Below are 23,992 nucleotides of genomic sequence, written 5' to 3' on the forward strand. Positions count from 1 at the left end.
TGTATAAAAGCTACATATATAAAATATAAGGAGAATACATATGCAAAGAATTGTAACACTTAATACAAGAAATCTCCATAAATCAAAAAAAGATGGCGGATGCGGTGAATGCCAAACATCTTGCCAATCAGCTTGTAAAACAAGCTGTGGAGTAGCTAACCAAGAATGTGTTAGCAAAAAAGAAAAATAAGGGATTAACCCTTATTTTTTTTCTTTAATATTTCCTATTGTTTTAGTATAATAGCTATATCACAAATTAAGGAGAAAATATGATACACCAATATAAGGCCAAAGGCTTTAATATAGTTTTAGATACATATAGTGGATCTGTGCATGCTGTTGATGATGTTACTTATGAAATTATTTCATTATATGAAGATCACTCAAAAGAAGAAATAAAAAATACTTTATCTACATATAATCTTACTGATGATCAATTTTATGAAGCGTATAATGAAGTAAAAGAATTAGAACATGAAGGTATGTTATTTACCACAGATAATTTTTCTGATCTTGCAATAGATGTTACAAAAAGACCTACAAGTGTAAAAGCAATTTGTTTAAACGTTGCTCACACATGCAATCTTTCTTGTGAATATTGCTTTGCAAAAGGTGGTAAATACCATGGACCAGATGCAATTATGACTATAGATACTGCTAAAGAAGCCATAGATTTTCTAATTGCAAATTCCGGTAATCACTACAACCTTGATGTAGATTTCTTTGGTGGAGAACCACTTATGAACTGGGATGTAGTTACTCAAACAGTTGATTATGCAAGAAGTCTTGAAGATAAATACAATAAGCATTTTAACTTTACCCTAACTACAAATGGTATGCTTTTAGATGATGATAAAATAGATTATTTAAATGAAAATATGAAAAATGTTGTTCTTTCCCTAGATGGAAGACAAGAAGTACATGATGAGTTTAGGAAAACTATCGGTGGTAAAGGTTCATTTGAAACAGTAGTACCAAAATTCCAAAACTTTGTAAATAAACGTGGTGATAAAGAATACTATATGCGTGGTACATATACCGCCAATAATCTAGATTTTACCGAAGATATAAAAACATATTTAAATTTAGGATTTAAAAGAACATCTCTAGAGCCAGTTGTAGGAAATAAAGATTCTGACTATGCTTTAAAAGATAAAGATCTAGAAATTTTATATAAACAATACGAAAAATTAGCAGATATGATAATGGAATCTATAGATAATAATGATGAATTTATTTTTTATCATTATATGATAGACTTAGAAAATGGTCCTTGTGCACACAAAAGACTATCAGGATGTGGTTCTGGAACAGAATATATAGCAGTTACCCCTACTGGTACTTTATATCCTTGCCACCAATTTGTAGGAAATGATGACTTTGTTTTAGGAAATTTAGATGATGGTATTCTTCGTGATGATCTAGTAAATCAATTTAAAACTTGTAACTGTTATTCTAAAGAAGAATGCAAAGGTTGCTGGGCTAATATGTACTGTTCAGGTGGATGTGCAGCCAATAATTACAATGCAAATGGTGATATAAATAAGACCCACAATTACTCATGTAAATTATTTAGAAAAAGAATTGAAATGGCAATAGCAATTAAAATCTATGAATATATGAAAAACTCACAAGAAAGTGAAGTTATAGCCTAAAATTGTTAATACCTAGTAATATATTTGAATAATAAATATATTATTGGGTATTTTTATTGTATAAATAATTTTGGGAGGGATATTATGACAGATAACAACAAAAGAACATTTGAATCCGGCAACAATAATAAATCAGAAAAAAAGAATATTAAAGAAGATTTTGATAAAGCAGGAGAAAATATCAAAGAATCATTTGAGAATACAAATGATAATATTAAAAAAGAAGTTATCGAGGATAAAGATAGATTCGAAAGTGATGTTGAACATGCAAAAACTAATGTTGAAAACGACTTCAATTATGTAAAAAATGAAAATAAAAATGAGATTGACCAAGCAAAAAATAAAATAGAAAGTGATGTAGACCACGCTAATACAGAAGTTAAAAATGATTTTGATGAATTAAATCATCATAAAGAAGATAAAGAAGCAAATAATGATGAAAAAGTTGATACTTCAGATTATAAAAGAGTAAATGCAGAAGGAGATAAAACTCACCATAACCATAAAAATAATTCCAAAGATGATATTAAGAACTCAAAAAATAAGGCTAGCGAAGATAAACCTTTTTATTCAAACTGGTGGTTCTGGGTATTACTAGTAATTATTTTATGGGCAATTTGGTACTTTGGTTTTAGAAATCCAAATACAATTTAGTTAACCCTACGTTCAGAGGTGATAGATAATACCTTCACCTCTTTTACTTTGTGATTTTCTAAAACTTTTATTATTTCATTAGCTGTATTTCCTGTAGTGATTAAATCATCTATTAAAAGAACGGTTTTATTTGATAGGTTACCATTATAGTAAAAAGCATTTTCTAAGTTTTTAGACCTTTCATCTCTATTTAGATTATGTTGAGCTTTAGTATTTTTAATTTTCTTAAAACCTTCTAAATATTGGCAAGGAACATCATTTATAAAATGATTAGTTATCATTTTTATATGATCAAATCCTCTATTATTTAAAGTATTCTTAGAACTAGGAGATGGTAAAATATAGTCACAGTCAAACAAATTATATTTTTTCCCATAATTGTATAGAATACTGGAAAAAAATTTAGCAAGTGAGGTATTACGATTAAATTTATAATCTCCTATTAATTTTTTCATAAAGTCATTGTAAAAATATACTGTATGAGCTTCATACTTATCTAAAATAAAGCTATTTGCAACGTAATCTAATTTTTTTAAGCAATCTTTGCACAAAAAATAATCATAAATTTCATTTTCTTTGCAAGAATAGCATATATTTTTATCTAAAAATAGAAAATCAATCATTTTCTACATTCTCCATTTCATTTATCCAATAACTTAAGTTTGTATATCTCTGATTAGAAAAATTATTATCAACCATTTGTTTAATAATTCGTTTTTCACCTACAAGCACAACTAGTTTTTTAGCACGAGTCACCCCTGTGTAAAGTAAATTTCTTGTTAAAAGCATGGGCGCAACCTGCATCATAGGTATTATAACACAGTCAAATTCTGAACCTTGAGACTTATGAATTGTTATTGCGTATGATAAATCTAAATCTTTTATATCTTCTTTTTTATAAGTTACTACTGAACCATCATAAAATTCTACTTTTAGTTTCTCATCTTCTTGGTCAATTACATTTATAAAACCTATATCTCCGTTATAAACTCCCTCAGAATAAGTTAAGCTATTTTCTGCTACTAAATCATAATTATTTCTAATCTGCATCACTTTATCATTAAGTTTAAAATTTTTTTCATTTATAACAATTTTTTTATCTGAAGGATTTAGAATATTTTGAATATTATTATTTATATTTGTAGATCCCCAAGCTGTTTTCTTACTAGGACAGAGAATCTGAATATCTTTTATCTTATCTAGACCATAGAATTTTGGCAATCGATTATTTACTAAATCTGCTAAGACTTGACTAAAATTATTCTTATTTGCCTCTATAAAAAAGAAGTCTTTTCCTAATTCGTTTAATATAGGATACTCTCCCTTATTTATCTTATGAGCGTTTACTATTATATTTGACTTAAGACCCTGTCTAAATATTTTTTTTAGTTTTATTGTTTTTATGTCAGTATTGATTATATCAGCTAAAACATTTCCAGGACCAACCGATGGCAACTGATTACTATCACCTACCATAATTAAGGCGGTATTTGGAGAAATTGCACTTATTAATGATTCCATCAAATAAATATCAACCATACTCATTTCATCTACAATTATATAATCTTTATCTATTGGATTTTCTTCATTATATTCTGCTAAAGACTCATCTGGTTTTATACCTAGCAATCTATGTATAGTATAAGCTTCATCTCCTGTAGATTCTTGTATCCTTTTTGCAGCTCTGCCAGTAGGTGCAAGTAATGAGTATGTCAAATCATTATTATTTAATATTTTTTTTATAGCATTTATAATTGTGGTTTTACCAGTACCTGGTCCTCCGGTTATAACCATAAGCATATTTTTAAAAGCTTCTGTAATTGCTGTCTGTTGTTCTTTTGAAAAAACACTGAGATCTTCGTCAATGTTTACATCAAATATATATTGACTATCTTTTTTTTGCTTTAAGGTCATTGCTATATACTTTTCAGCCTTATAAAGAGATTTCTTATATACAAATTCTTCATCATTTATCTCAACTATATATAGCTTTCCAGTTATGCTATCTTTTTTAATTTGATCACTAACTTCTATAGTATTTACTTTTAAAAGTTTACTAACTTTATTAATTAAAAAATCTTTCTTTATAGTTGTGTGACCGTTTAACTCCGATTCATAATTTAAAATATGACTTATACCAGCAGAAATCCTAAAGGCTGAGTTTGAATTTATTTGCATATTACGAGCTATATTATCAGCCATAGTAAATCCAACTCCACTTATATCATCCACAAGTTTATAAGGATTCAATTTTATTATATCTATGGTATCCTCTCCATATAGCTTATATATTTTCATAGATAATTTATAAGAAATATTTAAACTTTGTAAATACAATAAGCTACTTCTAGAATCTTTTGTTTGCTCAGTCGTAAGTTTTATATCTTCTATCTTTTTTTTTCCTATACCTGATATAGTTTTTAATTTTTCAGGATCATTATATACAATATCTATTGAGTCTTCTCCAAACTCACTATATATTTGTTTTGCTGTTTTTCTACCTATGCCTTTTATATTTGCATTTGATAGATAATTAATTATAGCATCCTTACCTGAAGGTTTTAATAATTTTATTGAGCTTACATTCATTTGTTCACCGTATTTATCATGATAAATAAGTTCACCTATTACTTCTACATTATCCCCTTGATCAAAAAAAGGCATAGTTCCAACACAAGTTATATCAGAATCAGATGTTTCTACAACAATAATGTTGTATCCATTGTCTTCATTTCTATAAATTATGTTGGTAACTATGCCTTCTATTTTCATTTTATTATATTTCTACTCTCTTGATATCTGCTCCAAGATTAGTAAATTTTTCTACTATATTACTATAACCACGATCAATATGGTATATATCAGAAACTCTAGTTTCACCTTCTGCAATCAAAGCTGCAATTACTAAAGCTGCTCCTGCTCTAAGATCTGTTGCACGTACATCTGCACCATGTAGTTTATCTACACCTACAATAGTAGCTCGATTACCACTTGTAGCAATCGCTGCTCCCATTTTATTTAATTGTTCAACATGCATAAATCTATTTTCAAATACTGTTTCTTGGATTTTACTTTCTCCATCACAAATTGTCATTAACGCCATAAATTGAGCTTGAGCATCAGTTGGAAATCCTGGATAAGGAAGTGTTTGAATATTTGTTGGTTTAAGTTTCTTATTAACTTTAACTTTTATAATATCCTCATCGTCTATTTCATCAACTTCAGCACCCATTTCAATTAGTTTAGCAATAACCGGTCTAATATGAGAACCTATTACATTATTGATTGTAACATTACCTTTTGTCATAGCTGCAGCTATCATATAACTTGCTGCTTCTATTCTATCAGGAATGATTGTATGGCGGGTACCTGTTAGTTTTTCTACTCCTTCTATAGTAATAGTAGATGTACCAGCTCCTTTAATTTTTGCTCCCATTTTTGATAAAAATGATGCAAGGTCAACTATTTCTGGTTCCTTTGCAGCATTTTCTATTGTGGTTACTCCGTTAGCTAAGGTTGCAGCCATCATTATATTTTGAGTAGCTCCTACTGATGGAAAGTCTAAATAAACTTCATTTCCAATTAATTTACCATCAGTTTTTATTGAAATTTCATCATCATTTACTATATTAGTAGCACCTAGTGCCTCAAATCCTTTTAAATGTAAGTCTATGGGACGAGCTCCTATATTACATCCACCAGGAGCTTTTGTATAGGCTTCTTTAAATCTTGATAAAAGAGGTCCCATTACGACAAAAGATGCTCTCATCTTATCCATCAACTCAAAAGGAGTTTCACAAGTATTTAACTCTGATGAATCAATTCTAACAGAATCTTCAGATATATACTCTACTTTTGAACCAAGATGTCTAAGAACTTCTATCATTATTTCTACATCTTTTAGATCTGGTACACCATCTAAGATTATTTCTTCTGTTCCCAATACACAGGCTGCAAGTATTGGCAATGCAGAATTTTTTGCACCTGAAATAGTAACTTCACCTTCTAAAGGACCACCACCATTTATTACTAAAATTTCTTTTTTATCCATTTAATTTTCCTTTATTTTGTACCAAAAAGTCTGTCTCCAGCATCTCCTAAGCCTGGCACAATATAACTATCTTCATTTAATCCTTTATCTAGCTGTGCTATATAAATATCAACATCGGGATGTTCTTTTTGTAATTTTTCAACACCCTCTGGAGCTGCAATGATGCTTAAAAGTTTTAAATCTTTGCATCCTTTTTCTTTTAATCTACCAATCGCATCACATGCTGAACCACCGGTAGCTAGCATTGGATCAACTACTATCATATCTCTATTTTCAACATCTTTTGGTAATTTTGAATAATACTCAACTGGTAATAATGTTTCTTCATCACGATACATTCCGATATGACCAATCTTTGCTGCTGGCAATACTTCAAGTACCCCATCAACCATGCCAAGACCAGCTCTTAAAATTGGAACTATACCTAATTTCTTACCAGAAATTCTATAACCTGTTGTTTTAGCAATCGGAGTTTCTAGTTCATATTCTTCTAATTCCAAGTCTTTTGTAGCTTCATAAGCTAGTATTATAGATATTTCTTTTATAATTGATCTAAACTCTGTAGCCCCAGTATTGCTATCACGTAGAATTGAAATCTTGTGTTTAATAACTGGGTGATCTAAAACATGTACATTTTCTTGCATAATTCCTCCTAAAGATAAATTATATTATTCGATGCGGATTTTTTCATTCTATTCATTATACTCTTACCCAAGTCCTTATCACTTACCCCCTCTGCAAGTATGATGTCCACACCAACATTATCCATCTCTCTAAGGGCAGTAAATAAAACATGACTCATATAAGATAAATTATCTCTGCTACCAAAAGATATTGTTTTAAAATCTTCAAAATTAGAAATAGAATCTTCAAAAGTAAGAACACCAACTTTTTGATTTTCTTCTTTATATTTTAAAGCTTTTTCTAACATTATTTTTGTAGCATTCTCACCTATAAAAACTTCCATTTTTGCATCTGGTGAATAGTGTCTATATTTTTGACCAGGTGATTTCGGTATTTTTTTATCACTAACTAAAGCATCGTCTAGGCTAATAGTTGGTATGATTTTTTTTAAATACTCATATGTAAAATATCCTGGTCTTAAAATAACAGGATTTTCTTCACTACAATCAATCACTGTTGACTCAATACCTATTTTACAAGATCCTCCATCTAAAATCATAGGAATCTTTCCATTTAGATCATGGAAAACATCTTTAGCTCTAGTAGGTGATGGTTTTCCAGAGGTATTGGCACTTGGAGCTGCTATAGGTGTATTTGCTTGATCAATAAATTTTGATGCAATATCATCACTAGGCATTCTTATAGCAACGGTATCTAAGCCAGCCGTAACAGTATTTGGAACCAAATCTGATTTTTTCATAATTAATGTAAGAGGACCTGGCCAGCAAACTTCCATTAATATTTTTGCATCCTCACTTATACTGTCTACTAAATTATATAGCATATTATGATTTGAAATATGTAAAATTAATGGATTATCCGATGGTCTACCCTTTGCCCTAAATATTTTTTGGCAAGCTTGATCATTTAGACCATCTGCACCTAGTCCATAAACAGTTTCAGTAGGAAAAGCTACCAAATCTCCCTCGTTTATTATTTTTGCTGCGTCTTTTAGTATATCTTCATCTATATTTTCTTTGTTTAAGCTAAAAATCTTCGTAATCATTTTTTGCCTGCGTTTCTATCTTTTCTATCTCAGCTTCTACTCTATCACTCATAATTAGAGAATAAGTAGGATCCATGTGAATACTTAAATTCAATCCAGTTTCATCTTTTATTTTTCTTTGAATATCTGTTACAATTTTATGAGCTACTAGTAAAGATAAATTTTCTGCAATTTCTACATCTACAGATCCTTCAAGATGACCTTTACCATATTCGTGGATTTGTAGGCTATGATAGCCTATAATAAAATCATTCGCTAATATTATTTTACCAACTTTATTTTCAATCTCTGAGTCGACCCTTTGTCCTAAAAGATAGGCAGAAGATTGTTTAAACAAATCAAGTCCAGGTTTAAATACAAAACATGCTAAAATAACACCCATCAAAGCATCTACTTTTAGATTAAAGTACTTTTCAAGAAGTGCTCCTAAAATAATACCAGTTGTAGCTAAAATATCATTTCTAGCATCTGCCATAACACCAAAATTAAGATCAGATTCTAAATTTCTATATAATTTTCTGTTTAAAAAATATATATAAAACTTAGCTACTATACTTAATACTAATACTATTATGGCTATTGCTGTAAAGTTTGTTTGATTATCACCAGCATAATGATTAAGAGCATTGATAAATAATTTTGCTCCAACATACATAATTAAAATACCAACTAAAAGTGATATCAAACTTTCACTACGTCCATGGCCAAATGGATGTTCTTTATCTGCAGGTTTTTGGCTAACTTTTGATCCTACTAGTGCCATAATAGATACTATTGTATCTGATAAGTTATTAAATCCATCATTAACTATAGCAGATGAATTTGTAGAAAATCCTACTATTAATTTAAAAATAACAAGTATAAGATTAATCACAATTCCTACTATAGAAGATAAAGAAATTAATTCTAGCCTTACTTCAGGTGTATCATAGTTTTTATAATCTTTAATAAATTTTTTGGCCAAAAAGTTAAACAAATTATTCTCCTATTTGCTCAAGCTTTCTAGTTTGGTCTTCAGCAATTAACGAATCGATCATTTCTTCTATATTTCCATTTAAAAAATCATCCAATTGATAAATAGTTTTATTTATTCTATGATCAGTTATTCTTCCTTGTGGGAAATTGTAAGTTCTAATTCTTTCACTTCTATCACCAGTACCTACTTGTGACTTTCTATTATCAGCTATTTCTTTATTTCTTTTTTCTTCCTCCAATTCATAAAGTCTAGCACGTAGAACCCTCATAGCTTTTTCTTTATTTTTTATCTGACTTTTCTCATCTTGGCAAGTTACTACAAGTCCGGTTGGTTCGTGAGTTAATCTTACTGCTGAGTCTGTTGTATTTACAGATTGTCCACCATTCCCACTTGATCTATATACATCAACTCTTACATCATTGGGATCAATTTGTATATCTACATCATCAACTTCGGGTAATACTGCAACTGTAGCTGTAGATGTATGAATTCTACCACCAGATTCTGTTTCTGGTACACGTTGTACTCTATGAACTCCTGATTCATATTTTAATTTTGAGTAAGCCCCTTCACCTTTTACTACAAAAGTAGCTTCTTTTATACCACCTACTCCTTGGCTAGCAATATCTATTTCTTCAGTTTTAAATCCAGCCTTATCAGCATACATATTATACATTCTATAAAGGTCACCAGCAAAAAGACCAGCTTCATCTCCACCAGCACCTGGACGGATTTCAACAATAACATCTTTCGTATCATTAGGATCTTTTGGAATTAATAATATTTTCATTTCTTCATTAAAAGACTCAAGATTTTTCTTATTTTCATTGATTTCTTCTTTTAACATATCAAGCATATCGCTATCATTTGTTTCATTCATCAACTCTTGATTTTCCTCAATAGTTGCTTGAGCAGATAATATTTGCTCATATTTTTCAACTATTGGTTTTAATGAATTATATTCTCTAGAAATTTTTGTAAACTTATCTATATCAGACAATACTTCTGGATCTGCAAGTTTTAACTCCAAATCCTTATAATTATCTCTAATATGATCTAAATTTTCAAACATATTTATCCTTTCTGGGCAATGATAATTCTATCAAAGCCATTAAAATCTTTAATATTCTTTATATTTTTAAAATCAGATTTGATCAATAGGTTATTTATAGACTCCTTTTGGTCATATCCAATCTCAAAAACAAGATGTCCATCCTTATTTAAATAGTTTCCAGCATTTTTTATAATCGCTTTATAAAAGTCTAAACCATCATTTCCACCTACTAGAGCAGATTTTGGTTCATAAAATAGCTTTTCATCTAATTTTTTATAATCAGATTCACTTATATAAGGCGGATTCGATACTATAATATCAAATTTTCCTTCTACATTTTTAAATAAATCACTTTGTAAAAAATTTACATTTGTTAATTGTAATTTGTTTTTATTATCTTTTGCTAAAGATACAGCCTTATCTGATATATCTACCCCAATAATATGACTTTTACTTAAATTTTTAGCTAAAGCTAAAGAAATTGCTCCTGTTCCAGTTCCTATATCTAAAATTTCATCTTTATTAATATCAGAATTTATAATACAGTTTACTAAAATTTCCGTTTCAAATCGTGGTATCAAGGCTCTATCATCTACTAAAAGATCTAAGCCATAAAATTCCCAATGTCCTATAGCATATTGTAATGGCAAACCTTCATTTATCATAACTTCGATATTATTTAATTGTTCAATTATTTGATCATTTAGCTCATAATCTGGATTTAAATAAATAAATGATTTTGTCTTATCCAAGATATAAGTAAGGGCAATTACAAGATCATCATTATTTTTATCTAAAATATTTTTTATTTTCATTATATACACAAAAATAAGGTTAGTTGCCTAACCTTATTATTTTCTACCGTATCTTCTGTTAAATTTCTCAACGTTACCACCACGTTCAGCATTTCTTTGTTTTCCTGAGTAGAATGGATGGCAATTGTTGCATACTTCTACTTTAATTTCTTCTTCAGTAGATCCTACTGTGAATTCATTTCCACAAGAAATACATGTTACTTTTGCTTCGTGGTATTCTGGTTGGATTTCTTTATTCATTTAAACACCTCTATTTCTTGATTCAATAAGCATATTAGATTATACCATTTAAAAATATTAATATCAAGCTATAAAGAATTATTTATAAGATCTATTAGCTTTTCATTTGTTGGTGTTCTTTTCATAAAATCTATAAGTTCTACTATAGATTCTGCAGTATCCATTTCTGATTTTCTAATTTTGTATATAGCTTCTAACTCATCTTTGCTTAATAGCAAATCTTCACGTCTAGTGGATGACTTTTCAATATTTATAGCTGGGAATATTCTCCTATCTGATAGTCTTCTATCAAGGTGTACCTCCATATTACCAGTTCCCTTAAATTCTTCAAAAATCATATCATCCATACGGCTCCCTGTATCTACTAAAGCCGTAGCCAAAATGGTAAGTGATCCCCCATCTTCTACATTACGAGCTGCACCAAAAAATTGTTTCGGTCCAACTAAAGCTAATGGATCTAGTCCTCCTGATAGGGTTCTTCCTGATTGCGGTGTTATTATATTGTAAGCACGAGCTAGTCTTGTTATAGAATCTAAAAGAATTACTACATCTTTTTTATCTTCTACAAATCTTTTTGCACGTTCTAATATCATTTCTGCAATATCGATATGATTTTGTGGAGGCATATCAAATGTAGAACTTGCTACTTCTGTTCTCATATAATCATTATTAGGATCTCTATATTCATTTACAAATCTAATAAGATCTGTAACTTCTTCTGGCCTTTCATCTATCAAAAGCACAAAAATTTTAACATCATCATAATTCTTTTCAATTGAACGTTCTATATTTTTTATAAGAGTAGTTTTTCCTGCTTTTGGTTGTGAGACAATTAATCCTCTTTGACCACGGCCAATTGGAGAAATCATATCTATAATTCTTCCAGAAATATTTTCTTTTGTAGTTTCAAGTCTAATTCTTTGATTTGGGTAGATTGGAGTAAGGTCTTCAAATGATAGTCTATTAAATGCTTCACCTGGCTTTATACCATTTACATCAGAAACAAATATTAAAGGTGCAAATTTATCTTTGTCGTGTTTTTCTCTTGCAATTCCCTTGATATAATCTCCAGTCTTTAGCCTAAACATTTTAATTTGTTTAGGAGGAACATAAATATCATCGTCACCTTGTTCATATAGATCAGATCTTAAAAATCCAAAGCCATCTGGGAGAATTTCTAAAACACCTTCACAGTCAAATTTTTCACCTAGATCATTATCTCGTTTTTCTTTTTCTTCTTCTTCTTTTTCTCTATATTTTTCTTCTATTAATTTTATTAATTCATCTTTTTTATACTTTGTAACCGACGGTATTTCTAACTCTTTTGCTATTTCTCTTAGTTCGGTTACTAACTTTTCTTCTAAATTATCCATATTTATCCTATTAAAAAATTAAAGGGTCTATTGGATAAACCAAAACGACCCTAATTAAAGTTAATTATTTATTTGCTGATCCTTCAGAACCAAACATATCCAACTTTTGATATACAACTTCTTTTATGGCATTTGTACCTGGTGCTAGTAATTTTCTTGGATCGAATCCTTTGCCTTCTTTGTCTTTTCCAGCTTCAATATATTCTCTAGTAGCTTTTGCAAATGCTAGTTGGCATTCTGTATTTACGTTTATTTTTGATACGCCAAGTTCGATTGCTTTTTTAATTTGGTCTTCAGGAATACCTGTACCCCCATGTAATACTATAGGCATATTTACAGCATCTGAAATTTCACTTAATCTATCGAAATTTAGACCTTGCCAGTCAGCTGGATACACTCCGTGAATATTACCGATTCCTGCTGCAATAAAATCAATACCACAAGATGCTAACTTTTTACATTCATCTACATCTGCAAGTTCACCAGCACTTGTAACGCCGTCTTCTTCGCCGCCAATGCCACCTACTTCTGCTTCAACAGAGATACCTTTTGCGTGAGCAAGTTCTACAATTTCGCGGGTTTTTTCTAAATTTTCTTCAAGAGGAAGACTAGATCCATCAAACATTACTGATGTAAATCCAGCTTCTATACAAGCTTTCGCACCCTCATAAGTACCATGGTCAAGGTGGATTGCAACTGGTACTGTAATATCTAGCGAATCATGTAAATTTTTAACTAAATCTGCAACAACTTTATAGCCACCCATATATTTGTTTGCACCTTCACTTGCTGCAATAATTACTGCTGTTTGTTTTTGTTCACAAGCTTCAAGGATTGCTCTTGTCCATTCTAAGTTATTTGTATTAAAGTGCGCAATTGCATATCCATTTTCATAGGCTTTATCTAACATTTCTTTAGCATTTACTAACATATTCTTTATCTCCTTTTATGCTTCGTAAGTTCCTGGTTTATGTCTAGTCATAACTAAATCGGCTTTGACATTTTCTACTACTTTGTTGATAGCTTCATCAACTTCTACTTTTTCATTTATACCCTCACGGCGTGTAGAATATTCAACTTTTTTATCACCAGCATCTTTACCAACTGTAATCCTATATGGAATACCTATTAAGTCTCTATCGTTAAATTTAACTCCAGCTCTTTCTTGTCTATCATCAAATAAAACATCTATACCATTTTTTTGAAGTTTTTCATAAATTTCTTCAGATAAAGCTTTTTGCTCTTCATCTTTAATATTTATAGTTGTAATTATAGCTTCAAATGGAGCAACTGTTGTTGGCCAGATGATACCATTTTCATCATGATTTTGTTCAATAATAGCTGCTATGGAACGACTAACACCTATACCATATGACCCCATAACTATAGGTTTTTGTTTTCCATCACGATCTAAATAATAAGCTCCTATAGATTCAGAATATTTTGTGCCTAATTGAAATATATTCCCTACTTCAATACCTTCAGCAGACTTTAATTTTCCTGAACCATCTATAGCCATATCCCCTTCTTTAGCTGTAAGAAGATCTTCGGCTACTTCACCATCAAAGTCACGACCAAAAGTTGCATTCATGTAGTGGTGGTCTTTTTTATTTGCTCCAATAACTGTATTAGTCATTTTTGTAATTGATTTATCAATGATTATTCTTGGATTATTTAATAGACCTTTTGGTCCTGTATAACCTGGTTCTGCTCCTGTATATTCTAGGATCATTTCATCATCCATCATTTCAATTTCATGTTCTGGAACTTGTAAGTAAGCAATCAATTTTGCCATGTTTAATTCTCTATCTCCAGGAACGAATACAAAAACTGGTTGACCTTGTACTTTTAAGTCTACAGTTTTTACTAATTTCTCTTCTGGTACATTTAAAAACTCACTAACATCTTTGATAGTAGTTTTATCAGTAGTTTTTACTAGCTCTATATCTTTTAGTTCTTCTTTTTCATATTCTTTGATAAAAGCTGCTTTTTCTATAGTTGCCGCATAATCTGATTCATCTGTATAGAAAATTATTCCTTCGCCATTTTCAGCTGGAGCAATAAATTCATGTGAAACTCTACCACCCATAGCACCAGTGTCCCCTTGTACTATTTTATAGTCAATTCTCATATTATCAAAAGCTTGAACATATGCATCCCACATCTTTTGATATGCTGCTTTTAAGCCTTCATAATCCTCATCAAAAGAATAAGCGTCTTTCATTAGGAAGCTTCTAGCTCTTATAATTCCGTTTCTAGGTCTTCTTTCATCTCTAAACTTTTCTACAATTTGATATAGGTTTAGTGGAAGTTGTTTATAAGAAACTAGTTCATTTTTTACCAAATCTGCAAAATATTCTTCTGCTGTTGGTCCAAAACAGTATTCACGACCAAGTCTATCAGTCATTTTTAACATCTCTGGACCAAATGTTTGCCATCTTCCTGAAGCTTGCCAAAGCTCTTTTGGTTGAATCATAGAAGTTTCTACTTGAACAGAATCGTAATCTTCCATAGCATCACAAACTATTTTATAGATCTTGTTTTTTACTTTCATACCTAATGGTAAGTAAGAATAAATTCCTGTTTCTTGTTTTCTTACAAAGGCACCTCTAACAAGTAATTTATGACTTACTACCTCTGCATCAGCTGGGTCATCTCTCAATGTTGGCATATAATAATTTGTTAATCTCATTTGTTTCTCCTATTATAAAAATTTGTTGCTAAAATATTGTATTAAAAAATTTAAATTCTAATCTCGGGGGCTTTAGCAACGCACTTATTATAATATTTTTTAGTGTTTGCTCCATATATATTATTGTTACAGAATATTTTAAAATTTTGATTATCCATATAATCTCCTTTAGTTTATCATTGATAAAGATATTCTTGATTTTTCTTTATCAATATCAATGACCTTAACATTAATTATATCCGAATTCTTTAAAATTTCATTAGGATCTGTTATGAATTTATCACTCATTTTAGAAATATGAACTAAACCATCTGTTCCAACTCCAATATCCACAAAAGCCCCAAAGTCAGTTACATTTCTCACTTTTCCTTTCAATTCATCACCTATTTCTATATCATCAATGGTCATTATTTCAGATTTTGTAAGCACTTCTGGATTATCTTCTCTAGGATCACGGCCTGGTTTTTGGAGCTCTTTTATGATATCTTCTAAAGTTGGAACTCCTACATCTAATTCTTTACTAAGCTCATTTACATCAGCCTTATTCAAGTCATAGTTTTCTAATTTCTTGGCTATTTTATAACTTTCCGGATGAACTCCAGTGTTATCTAAAATTTCCGGTGAATCAGGAAATCTTAAAAAACCCGCTGCTAATTTATAAGTTTTATCACCTAGTCCCTTTATATTTTTTAAATCTTTTCTATAAACTAGTGTGCCCTCCTTAAAACTATCTTCAATCCTTTTAGCTAAGGTTGGATTTAATCCAGAAACATAGGATAAAAGCTTATAAGAAGCATTGTTTATAGTAACTCCAACTTCATTTACAGCATCTTCAACAACTTTTGAAAGTTCATCATCTAATTTTTTTTCATTTAAATCGTGTTGATATTGACCAACACCTATATGTTTTGGTTCTATTTTTACTAGTTCAGCCATTGGATCTTGGAGTCTTCTAGCCATAGAAATTGCGCCACGAATAGTTACATCTAAATCAGGAAATTCTTCTTCTCCTAATGCTGATGCAGAATAAACTGAAGCTCCAGCTTCATTTACTACCGCATAAGCTAAATCTTTGTCACTTTGTTCTATAAGCTTATTTACAAAAAGTTCAGTTTCTCTACTTGCGGTAGCATTGCCTAGAGCTATTAAATTTACATTATATTTTTCTATTAAATCGTTTAAAATTTTAATAGACTCTTCTTCCTTATTATGGGGTTGTACAGGATAAACTACTGCCTTGTCTAAATATTTTCCATTTAAATCGACAACTGCCACCTTGCATCCAGTTCTAAATCCTGGATCTAGGCCCATCACATTTTTGCCTTTAATTGGTCTTTGTAAGAAATATGGTTTTAGATTTTTAGAAAATACTTTTATAGATTCATCCTCAGCTGATTCAGTTAAAAAATTACGAAGTTCAGTTGTAATTGAAGGTAAAATTAGCCTTTTATAGGCATCATCTACTGAAATATCTAATAATTCCTTTTGATAATCATTGTTTGCTTGGTATAAATCAGCTATTAGTTTTTTATTATATGCATCAGCAAATTCTAATTTAACACTTAATGCACCTTCTCTTTCCGCTCTATTTATCGCTAATATTTGATAAGATTTTATATCTCTAATTCTTTTACAAAAGTCATAATAAGTTTCATAAACCTTTTCAGGATCATCTTTCTGTGTAGAAATAAGCTTTGCCCTAATCATGCCATCACGTCTTATAATATTTCTAGCATCTACATTATTTGATATATCTCCTGCAAAAATATCCAAAGATTTTTCAATGGCAGATTCAGGTGTTTCAAGCTCTTCATTTACAAAATTTTCAGCATATTCTAAAGCATTTTTTTGATTGTTAGCATCAGTTATTAAAAATTTATATAATGGTTCTAACCCTAAATCTTTTGCTTTATCAGCTCTGGTTTTTCTTCTTTTCTTATATGGTGCATATATATCCTCTAATATAGTTAGAGAATTGGCACTTAAAATTCGCTCTTTTAGTTCATCACTTAGTTTATCCTGACTTTTTAATGATGATATAATTTCTTCTTGTCTATTTTCGATATTTCTAAGTTTATTTAAATTTTTCTCAATATTTCTAATATCAACATCATTTAGATTGCCGGTTTTTTCTTTTCTATATCTAGCAATAAAAGCTACTGTTGAACCATCATCTAAAAGATTGATTACATTTTCAATATTTTTTTTGTCTATATTTAATTGTTCTGATAAAATTTGTGTAATATTCATAATTTCCTTATAAAAATAATAGTTCTAAGATGTATATAAGTAATAAATGTGCTGGGTAAAATATGTAAAATAACCATTTATTTTGCTTACCTCTTTGTCCATTGTAAAGCATTATAAGAGGTATAGATAAATATACAAATCCATAACTTATATGGATAGCATATCCATAAACTATAAATTCAAAATAAAAAGCTATTAATAAAGCAAGGCATGTTGAAATTTTACTATCTTTGGCTAAATACAAAAATACGATTGCTATTATACCATAGCCCTTATAGTCTGCTCTTAAAATAAAAGCAAGCTTATACCCAACATAAACGATAGCAATCATAGCTATTAGCTTTAAAATCGGATTATAATTACTCTTCCAAAAATAATCCATAGCATAAATAACTACAGCACCTATTAATAATGTAAAAATAACATTTTGACTTTCTGGATAATAAAAACTTCTATGGAGTGCTAAGTCAAAGGGAATTTCTGATATTAAAGCAAATATAAGCATTCTTAAGGTATATTTTTTGAAATTTCTAGTATAGATAATTGCTTGTACTGTAAAAAAACAAAAGATCGGCATGGATATTCTACCTAAAAATACAAATAAATCTGCAATAAGAGTAAATTTTTGATCTAAATCATATAAAAAATCTGTCTGAGCTAGATGAGATAGGAGCATAAAAATCATAGCAATATACTTTAAGTGTGCTCCTGAAAAATATGATCTATCCCTATACCAAACTTTTGTATACTCTTCTTTTGTTTTATATTGTAAAAATTCCATATTAATTACCTGTAATAAAATTAATTTTATATTTTGGAAAATTCATACTAATAATTTTACCACCTACATTAGCATAATCTTTTTCATCTATATCATAAATATTAGATGGATCAAAAAACACTATTTTACTAGATGGATCCTGGTCTGGACTAACAATTAATTCAAATTTATAAGAATCTTTTGCTTTTGAATACTTAAGCAGTATATCTATAAATCTCCCGTAATCATATTCATTTACATTCTCAAATTCTAAATCTATTTTATATTCATTATATTCTTGAATTTTTAATATAGGTCTTGAACTTGTAAAAGATATTTTTTCAGAAGATTTTAGATTAGTAATAGTCATAGTAGTATGGTTATGAGTTTTATTAATATCTCCGCTTACAAGCCTAATTAAATCAGTGTTAGAAAGTTTGTTTGCATTTGATTTTTCATTATATATTTTATTATTCTTTTTTTCTATTTTACTATGATTTTTTTGATTATTTTCTATATTAGCCATGCTAATTTTTTCATCTATTTCATTTTTATCAATCTTTACTGTTTGGCTAGATTCGAGATTGTCTTTTTTATTATCAAAAGATTTGCGAACTCTTCTACCTTGATTTTTTGAATTATGTACATTTTTGTTTTCCTTATTTTCTGCATTTAGATAATCTTTTATTTCTTTAAAATCCATTTTATCACCTAAAACAATACTTTCTTTTGTACTTAAAAATTTGTAAGTTGAGTATATAGTTTTAATCAGCATATAAATAAAAGAAACAGAAGTTAGAATTCTTAAAATATCTGTACCTATAATTTTATCAAGATGGACAATATTTAGAGATAGCATTATTAAGAAAGGAACTATTCCTGTATATTTGAAGAAATTTCCAAACTTACTATCAGCCTTTTTAGAAGAACTTATCCCTAAATTACTCATTCTAATTAAAATTTTTATAATTTTTACAAAGAAAACTACAAAACCCACTATATATAAAATAGTAATAAAATTATATACTTGAGGAAAATTATAGTATACATCATAAGGAATAGATTTTATTGCATAGTCTAGACCAAATGCTAGGGCTAATACAAATAAACCTGTTTTTCTAAAAGTTCTAGATACAATAAAAATCAATAGATTAAAGAGTATAAAAATCAAAGGAATCAATGTCACTCTATTATTTAATAAAATTGTTTGTAATTGTCTTAAAATAAATGAAAAATCCATAATAAACTCCTAATTTATTATATCAAATATTAAGAGATTACCAAAACTTTAAATATAAGAATTGTCGATTAAGAAAATTTAAGTATAGTTAATTTATAATTTGCTTCAATAGCTCAATTGGCAGAGCAACGGTATCGTAAACCGTAGGTTGCAGGTTCAACTCCTGTTTGAAGCTCCAAAGACCCTTGCATTTTTAATGTGAGGGATTTTTTTAAAAAATTTATAATTTTCCATCTACAAAAATCATCTCTAATTAATAATAAAAAAAATGCTAGCAATAAAAGCTAGCATTTTTTGTTTATAATAATATGTCTAAGTTGTATGTAGTTTTTATTCTGGATCAATTGCTTCTACTGGGCAAACTGATGCACATGTTCCACAATCAATGCAAGTATCAGCATCGATTACATAAGAATCATCTCCAGCTGAGATTGCTTCTACTGGGCATTCTCCTGCACATGTTCCACAACTAATGCATGTATTTTCATCTATTTTGTAAGCCATAATTACCTCCTATTTATTTTATACTAGAATTGTACAATCAAAATAAATTTTTGTCAAGAATAATTATTCTTTTATTTGCTTTTTTTAAATAATTATTCATATTGATAATCACTATCATATTTAATCTAATTCTTGTAGCTCACAAACTTTATAATGTTTTTCTATAGTTTCATCATCATTTTTATGTATGCGAACCTTACAACATTCTCTAACCATATTGTTAGCAATTACGACTCCCTCTCCATCTTCAGTTACTACTGATTGACCGTATTTTGGTATAGTTTTTTTAACTTGCAAGTAATTATCTTCTTCATAGGCTAAACAGCACATGAGTCTACCACATACACCAGAAATTTTTGAAGGATCAAGACTAATATTTTGATCCTTTGCACATTTTATTGAAAGAGGTTCAAAATCCGTTAAATATCTTGAACAACAACATTCCTGACCACACGCACCAAAATGTTTCACTAATTTTGCATGATCTCTTACGCCGATTTGCCTAAGTTCAATTCGACTTTTAAATGTACTGGCTAAGTCTTTTACAAGTTCTCTAAAGTCTACTCTTTTTGCTGAGGTAAAATAAAAAGTTAGTTTTGATCTATCAAATGTATAATTACAGTCAACTATCTTCATTTTCAAGTTATAGCTATCAGCCTTTTTTTGGCAAATTTCTTGTGCTTTTTTTGCATCTAATTTGTTTATAACATGGGTTTTTATGTCTTCTTGACTTGCGGGTCTTATAATTTCCTTTAACTCTTTATCAAACTTTTCCTTTGCTATATCTACATTAGCCAAAGCTACTTCGCCTAATTCTATTCCATTTTCAGTTTCTACAAGCACTTTATCTTTGTAATTAAATATATTATCTTCACTTTTAAAATAGTATATCTTGCCAGTTCTTTTAAACCTAACACCTATTACGTTCACTAATTCATACCTCCCTTGTATATACTAAATATGACTTCTTCTATAGCCAAATCATAATTTATATTATTCTTAAGTCCTATTTTTATTGTATATAACAAGTTAATAACTTCCTCTATATGATCTAAATGCATAGTAGATAATTTTTTAACATTTAAATCTGTATTATCTTGATTGTATGTATACTTTTCTTTTAAAACTATATCAAATACATCTATTAATCCATCAAACATTATATCAGCTTCGCTTTTATAGATTTCAAAAAAAGCCTTGTTTTGGTAAAACTGGCTAATATTCCCTCTATAAACTTCAGCTAGTATTTCTGCAAGCTTTGAAATGTCTATTTTATTTTCATTTTCATCAGCATCTAATCTTATAATTTGACATCTAGACTTAATTGTAGGCAAAAGTAAATCTTTATTTTTTGTTGTAAAGATTACTATGTTATAATTTTTAAGTTCTTCTAAAGTCTTAAGCATAGCATTAAAACCTTCAGTTCTCATATTATGTGAATTATGTATTATGTAGATTTTAATTATGTTATTTGAAGGTTTTAAAGCTGTGTCTTTTAACAAAGTTCTTATACTTTGTATATCGATTATATCTTTGCCTTTATCAATGATATATAAATCTGGATTTAAATCATTGTCTACAAAAACGCCTTTATTTTCAAAAATTTTTTTCGCAAAGTTTAAAGCATAGTCAAGATTATATTCTTCGTTTGCTGATTCAAAAATATAGGCGTGTGATAGTGTATTTTGATTAATTTGTCTATTTAAATCTATCATAGTCTAATATATTGATCAACATCTAAAATAAATATAGTAGCTCCTCCAACAGTAATATCTACTGGTACCGTATTTGATAATAATGAACTTTCAGCTGATGGATTGATAATAGTTGTAGTTGTATTTCTTCTCTTGCAATTTTGCTCAATTATTGAAAGAACATCGTCAAGTTTATCTTCTTCTACACCAATTAATAAAGTTGTATTACCTTTTTTGAGAAAACCACCTGTTGTAGATAATCTTGTAACTCTGTATCCATTATCTGTAAGTGCATCCATTAGGAAATTTACATCTGCATCTTGTACAATCGCAATTAAAAGTTTCATCTAGTCCTCCAATAAGTCTTTTATGAGATTTAAAACATCACTACTAACTTCTTCTATAGAACGAGTTGCATCTACTTGTTTTATATCTCTATTATATTTTTGTGCTATGTCTAAGTAGGCATCAAATATCTTCTTGTGAAAATTAAAGTCTTCATTTTCAAGCCTATCCGCCGAAAAATTTTCTCGTTTTCTTACCAAAGCCGTTTTATAATCTATATTAAAAAATATAGTCAAATCAGGTCTTATATTATCTGTAGCAAAATCATTTATTGCTTTTACTTCTTCTATACCTAGTCCACGTCCAACACCTTGATAGGTAAGCGAACTTAAAACAAATCTATCGCAAAGAATAATTTTTCCATTTTCAAGTCCTGGTCTAATCTTTTCATCGATTAATTGAGCCCTACTAGCTGCAAATAGTAAGCTTTCAGTTTTTGCTGACATATTTACATTATCATTATCAATTATAATTTCTCTAATCTTTTCTGATATTTCTGTGCCACCTGGTTCTCTAACCAACATTAACTTATAACCTTGCTTAGAAAGTTGTTGATTTACTTTTTTTAATATCGTAGTTTTTCCAGATCCATCTGGTCCTTCAAAAACAATTAATTTTCCATTCATAAATCTATTATAGCAAATATTTAGACTTTATGGCAATAAAAAAAGACCCTAAGGCCTTTAAATTATTATTCAGCGTCTTCGTTAGCTTCTTTACCTTCTGTTTCTTCAACAGTTGGTACTTCAGCAGCATCAACGTCATCGCCTTCTTCATCTTCTGAAATTTCTTCTTCACTAGCTTCTTGTAGTGAGCATATAACTTCATCATCTTCTTCAAGAAGTGTGATATTATCATTTTCGAAAATGTCTAAATCAGCTACTGTTTTTGCATCACCAATTTCCATTTCTGAAATTTCAACTTCAGCAGTTTGTGGAATGTATTTTGGTAAACATTCTACCTCGATAGTGTCAAGATTTTGTACTAATACTGCATCATCAATTCTTAAATCATCTCTACCTAATAGTACAACTGGAACACTAACTCTGATAGTTTCATTTTGGTTAATTGCTTGGAAATCAACGTGTAAATATTGATTTTTGTATGGATGTGTTTGGTAATCTTTAATTAGTACATCTTTATTTTCTCCATCAATATCTAAAGTAATGATTGTAGATGTACCAGCTTGTCTTAAAACTTTATCGAAATCTCTTGATGTAACTTGAACATTAAGATTTTCTTCACCTTTGGCATAAATAACAGCTGGAATTAATTCTTCAGCTCTTAATTTATTGACTTTATTTTTTCCAGTAGCTTCTCTGTTATTTGCATTTAATACTAAGTCTGCCATATTCCCTCCTTTATATATTCATACTGACTAATTATACCCTAAAATCTCATCCTTTACAATGCTTAGTTTTTATACTATTATATAAAATAGATAAGTAATTGTTTTATAATTTAAGGAGATTAATATGACAAAAAGAGTTGTAAAATTTGGACAACTTGATTTAACAGTTGAAGGTAATAAACTTCAAATAAATGATAAAGCTCCAAACTTTAAAGGTGTATTAGAAGACCTATCAGATTATGATTTTTATAAAAATGAAAAAGATAAGGTAAAAATCATTTCTGCTTTGCCTTCAATTGATACATCAGTTTGTGAATTACAAACTTTTTTATTTACAAAAAAAGAATCTGAATTTCCAGAAGATTTATCAGTTATTACTGTTTCAAATGATTTACCATTTGCTCAAAAACGCTTTAAAAAAGAAAAAGGAATAAAGAAAATAGGTTTTGTATCTGATTATCTAAATGAAGATTTTGCAAAAAAATACTCACTGTTAATAGAAGAGTTAAAACTAGTAAATCGAGCAATATTTGTAGTAGATAAAAACAATCTAATAAGACATATAGAATACTTAGATCAAAATAATGAATTACCTGATGTTAATGAGGCTTTCGAAATAGCTTTAGAGCTAACTGATCAAAAATAAAA

General features: G+C 29.2%; 25 protein-coding genes and 1 tRNA gene. 5 read left to right on the forward strand and 21 right to left on the reverse strand.

Going from position 1 to position 23,992, the window contains the following annotated elements; translation table 11 throughout:
* The first annotated feature begins 40 nt into the window (after positions 1 to 40).
* From scfA to DY249_RS03540, 3 genes are all read left to right on the forward strand, one after another.
* The gene (gene scfA / locus DY249_RS03530) at positions 41 to 190 is read left to right on the forward strand and encodes a six-cysteine ranthipeptide SCIFF (protein WP_101540154.1); all 150 of its coding nucleotides are present in this window, start codon (positions 41 to 43) and stop codon (positions 188 to 190) included.
* A 79-nt stretch (positions 191 to 269) separates the two neighbouring features.
* Entirely contained in the window at positions 270 to 1,655 is a 1,386-nt protein-coding gene (gene scfB / locus DY249_RS03535; RefSeq protein WP_115595206.1) for a thioether cross-link-forming SCIFF peptide maturase, read from the forward strand.
* Positions 1,656 to 1,739: 84 nt separating this feature from the next.
* Positions 1,740 to 2,309, forward strand: coding sequence for a hypothetical protein (locus DY249_RS03540; RefSeq protein ID WP_115595207.1), 570 nt, complete (start codon positions 1,740 to 1,742; stop codon positions 2,307 to 2,309).
* Here DY249_RS03540 and DY249_RS03545 read toward each other — a convergent pair.
* The 15 genes from DY249_RS03545 to DY249_RS03615 form a co-directional block, all read right to left on the reverse strand.
* Positions 2,306 to 2,932, reverse strand: a complete 627-nt coding sequence (locus tag DY249_RS03545) for a ComF family protein (protein ID WP_101540157.1) — start codon at positions 2,930 to 2,932, stop codon at positions 2,306 to 2,308. The two genes, DY249_RS03540 and DY249_RS03545, sit on opposite strands and share 4 nt — an antisense overlap.
* Positions 2,925 to 5,081: an SF1B family DNA helicase RecD2 gene (gene recD2, locus DY249_RS03550; protein ID WP_101540158.1), complete on the reverse strand. Its 2,157-nt coding sequence runs from the start codon at positions 5,079 to 5,081 to the stop codon at positions 2,925 to 2,927. The genes DY249_RS03545 and recD2 overlap by 8 nt, the downstream gene beginning before the upstream one ends.
* Before the next feature lie 4 nt (positions 5,082 to 5,085).
* Positions 5,086 to 6,360, reverse strand: coding sequence for a UDP-N-acetylglucosamine 1-carboxyvinyltransferase (gene murA, locus DY249_RS03555; RefSeq protein WP_101540159.1), 1,275 nt, complete (start codon positions 6,358 to 6,360; stop codon positions 5,086 to 5,088).
* A gap of 11 nt (positions 6,361 to 6,371) precedes the next feature.
* On the reverse strand, positions 6,372 to 7,004 hold the full coding sequence (upp, locus tag DY249_RS03560) for a uracil phosphoribosyltransferase (RefSeq protein ID WP_101540160.1): 633 nt from the start codon (positions 7,002 to 7,004) through the stop codon (positions 6,372 to 6,374).
* A gap of 8 nt (positions 7,005 to 7,012) precedes the next feature.
* Entirely contained in the window at positions 7,013 to 8,050 is a 1,038-nt protein-coding gene (locus DY249_RS03565; RefSeq protein ID WP_115595208.1) for an L-threonylcarbamoyladenylate synthase, read from the reverse strand.
* Positions 8,031 to 9,026: a cation diffusion facilitator family transporter gene (locus tag DY249_RS03570; protein ID WP_101540162.1), complete on the reverse strand. Its 996-nt coding sequence runs from the start codon at positions 9,024 to 9,026 to the stop codon at positions 8,031 to 8,033. Before DY249_RS03570 ends, DY249_RS03565 begins: the two co-directional genes overlap by 20 nt.
* 1 nt (position 9,027) lies before the next feature.
* Positions 9,028 to 10,098 (reverse strand): peptide chain release factor 1, encoded by a 1,071-nt coding sequence (prfA, locus tag DY249_RS03575; RefSeq protein ID WP_101540163.1) that lies wholly within the window; start codon positions 10,096 to 10,098, stop codon positions 9,028 to 9,030.
* Positions 10,099 to 10,100: 2 nt separating this feature from the next.
* Entirely contained in the window at positions 10,101 to 10,895 is a 795-nt protein-coding gene (gene prmC / locus DY249_RS03580) for a peptide chain release factor N(5)-glutamine methyltransferase (protein WP_115595209.1), read from the reverse strand.
* Between the two features lie 36 nt (positions 10,896 to 10,931).
* Entirely contained in the window at positions 10,932 to 11,135 is a 204-nt protein-coding gene (gene rpmE, locus DY249_RS03585; RefSeq protein ID WP_101540165.1) for a 50S ribosomal protein L31, read from the reverse strand.
* Positions 11,136 to 11,203: 68 nt separating this feature from the next.
* A complete protein-coding gene (gene rho, locus DY249_RS03590; protein ID WP_115595210.1) occupies positions 11,204 to 12,508 on the reverse strand; it encodes a transcription termination factor Rho in 1,305 nt (434 codons plus the stop codon).
* 64 nt (positions 12,509 to 12,572) lie between these two features.
* A complete protein-coding gene (gene fba, locus DY249_RS03595; protein WP_101540167.1) occupies positions 12,573 to 13,439 on the reverse strand; it encodes a class II fructose-1,6-bisphosphate aldolase in 867 nt (288 codons plus the stop codon).
* Between the two features lie 15 nt (positions 13,440 to 13,454).
* Positions 13,455 to 15,200: a proline--tRNA ligase gene (locus tag DY249_RS03600; RefSeq protein ID WP_115595211.1), complete on the reverse strand. Its 1,746-nt coding sequence runs from the start codon at positions 15,198 to 15,200 to the stop codon at positions 13,455 to 13,457.
* A 168-nt stretch (positions 15,201 to 15,368) separates the two neighbouring features.
* A complete protein-coding gene (locus DY249_RS03605; protein WP_115595212.1) occupies positions 15,369 to 17,450 on the reverse strand; it encodes a Tex-like N-terminal domain-containing protein in 2,082 nt (693 codons plus the stop codon).
* A gap of 7 nt (positions 17,451 to 17,457) precedes the next feature.
* Positions 17,458 to 18,231: a TraX family protein gene (locus DY249_RS03610; RefSeq protein WP_115595213.1), complete on the reverse strand. Its 774-nt coding sequence runs from the start codon at positions 18,229 to 18,231 to the stop codon at positions 17,458 to 17,460.
* A 1-nt stretch (position 18,232) separates the two neighbouring features.
* Positions 18,233 to 19,450, reverse strand: coding sequence for a hypothetical protein (locus tag DY249_RS03615; protein ID WP_115595214.1), 1,218 nt, complete (start codon positions 19,448 to 19,450; stop codon positions 18,233 to 18,235).
* 102 nt (positions 19,451 to 19,552) lie between these two features.
* Here DY249_RS03615 and DY249_RS03620 point away from each other — a divergent pair.
* Positions 19,553 to 19,628: transfer RNA gene (locus DY249_RS03620), tRNA-Thr, on the forward strand.
* A gap of 152 nt (positions 19,629 to 19,780) precedes the next feature.
* Here DY249_RS03620 and DY249_RS03625 read toward each other — a convergent pair.
* The 6 genes from DY249_RS03625 to DY249_RS03650 form a co-directional block, all read right to left on the reverse strand.
* Entirely contained in the window at positions 19,781 to 19,954 is a 174-nt protein-coding gene (locus DY249_RS03625) for a ferredoxin family protein (RefSeq protein ID WP_101540172.1), read from the reverse strand.
* A gap of 120 nt (positions 19,955 to 20,074) precedes the next feature.
* Positions 20,075 to 20,884: a PSP1 domain-containing protein gene (locus tag DY249_RS03630; RefSeq protein ID WP_101540173.1), complete on the reverse strand. Its 810-nt coding sequence runs from the start codon at positions 20,882 to 20,884 to the stop codon at positions 20,075 to 20,077.
* Complete coding sequence (locus DY249_RS03635; RefSeq protein WP_115595215.1) at positions 20,884 to 21,669, reverse strand: DNA polymerase III subunit delta; 786 nt, start codon at positions 21,667 to 21,669, stop codon at positions 20,884 to 20,886. The genes DY249_RS03630 and DY249_RS03635 overlap by 1 nt, the downstream gene beginning before the upstream one ends.
* The gene (locus tag DY249_RS03640; protein WP_101540175.1) at positions 21,666 to 21,995 is read right to left on the reverse strand and encodes a cyclic-di-AMP receptor; all 330 of its coding nucleotides are present in this window, start codon (positions 21,993 to 21,995) and stop codon (positions 21,666 to 21,668) included. The genes DY249_RS03635 and DY249_RS03640 overlap by 4 nt, the downstream gene beginning before the upstream one ends.
* Positions 21,996 to 22,619 (reverse strand): dTMP kinase, encoded by a 624-nt coding sequence (gene tmk, locus DY249_RS03645; protein ID WP_101540176.1) that lies wholly within the window; start codon positions 22,617 to 22,619, stop codon positions 21,996 to 21,998. It lies immediately after the preceding gene.
* 65 nt (positions 22,620 to 22,684) lie between these two features.
* Entirely contained in the window at positions 22,685 to 23,344 is a 660-nt protein-coding gene (locus tag DY249_RS03650) for a 50S ribosomal protein L25 (protein WP_115595216.1), read from the reverse strand.
* A gap of 124 nt (positions 23,345 to 23,468) precedes the next feature.
* Here DY249_RS03650 and tpx point away from each other — a divergent pair, with 124 nt between their 5' ends.
* Positions 23,469 to 23,990 (forward strand): thiol peroxidase, encoded by a 522-nt coding sequence (gene tpx / locus DY249_RS03655; protein WP_101540178.1) that lies wholly within the window; start codon positions 23,469 to 23,471, stop codon positions 23,988 to 23,990.
* Positions 23,991 to 23,992 lie beyond the last annotated feature (2 nt).

This window comes from Anaerococcus octavius (genome assembly GCF_900445265.1).
Classification (GTDB): Bacteria; Bacillota; Clostridia; order Tissierellales; family Peptoniphilaceae; genus Anaerococcus; species Anaerococcus octavius.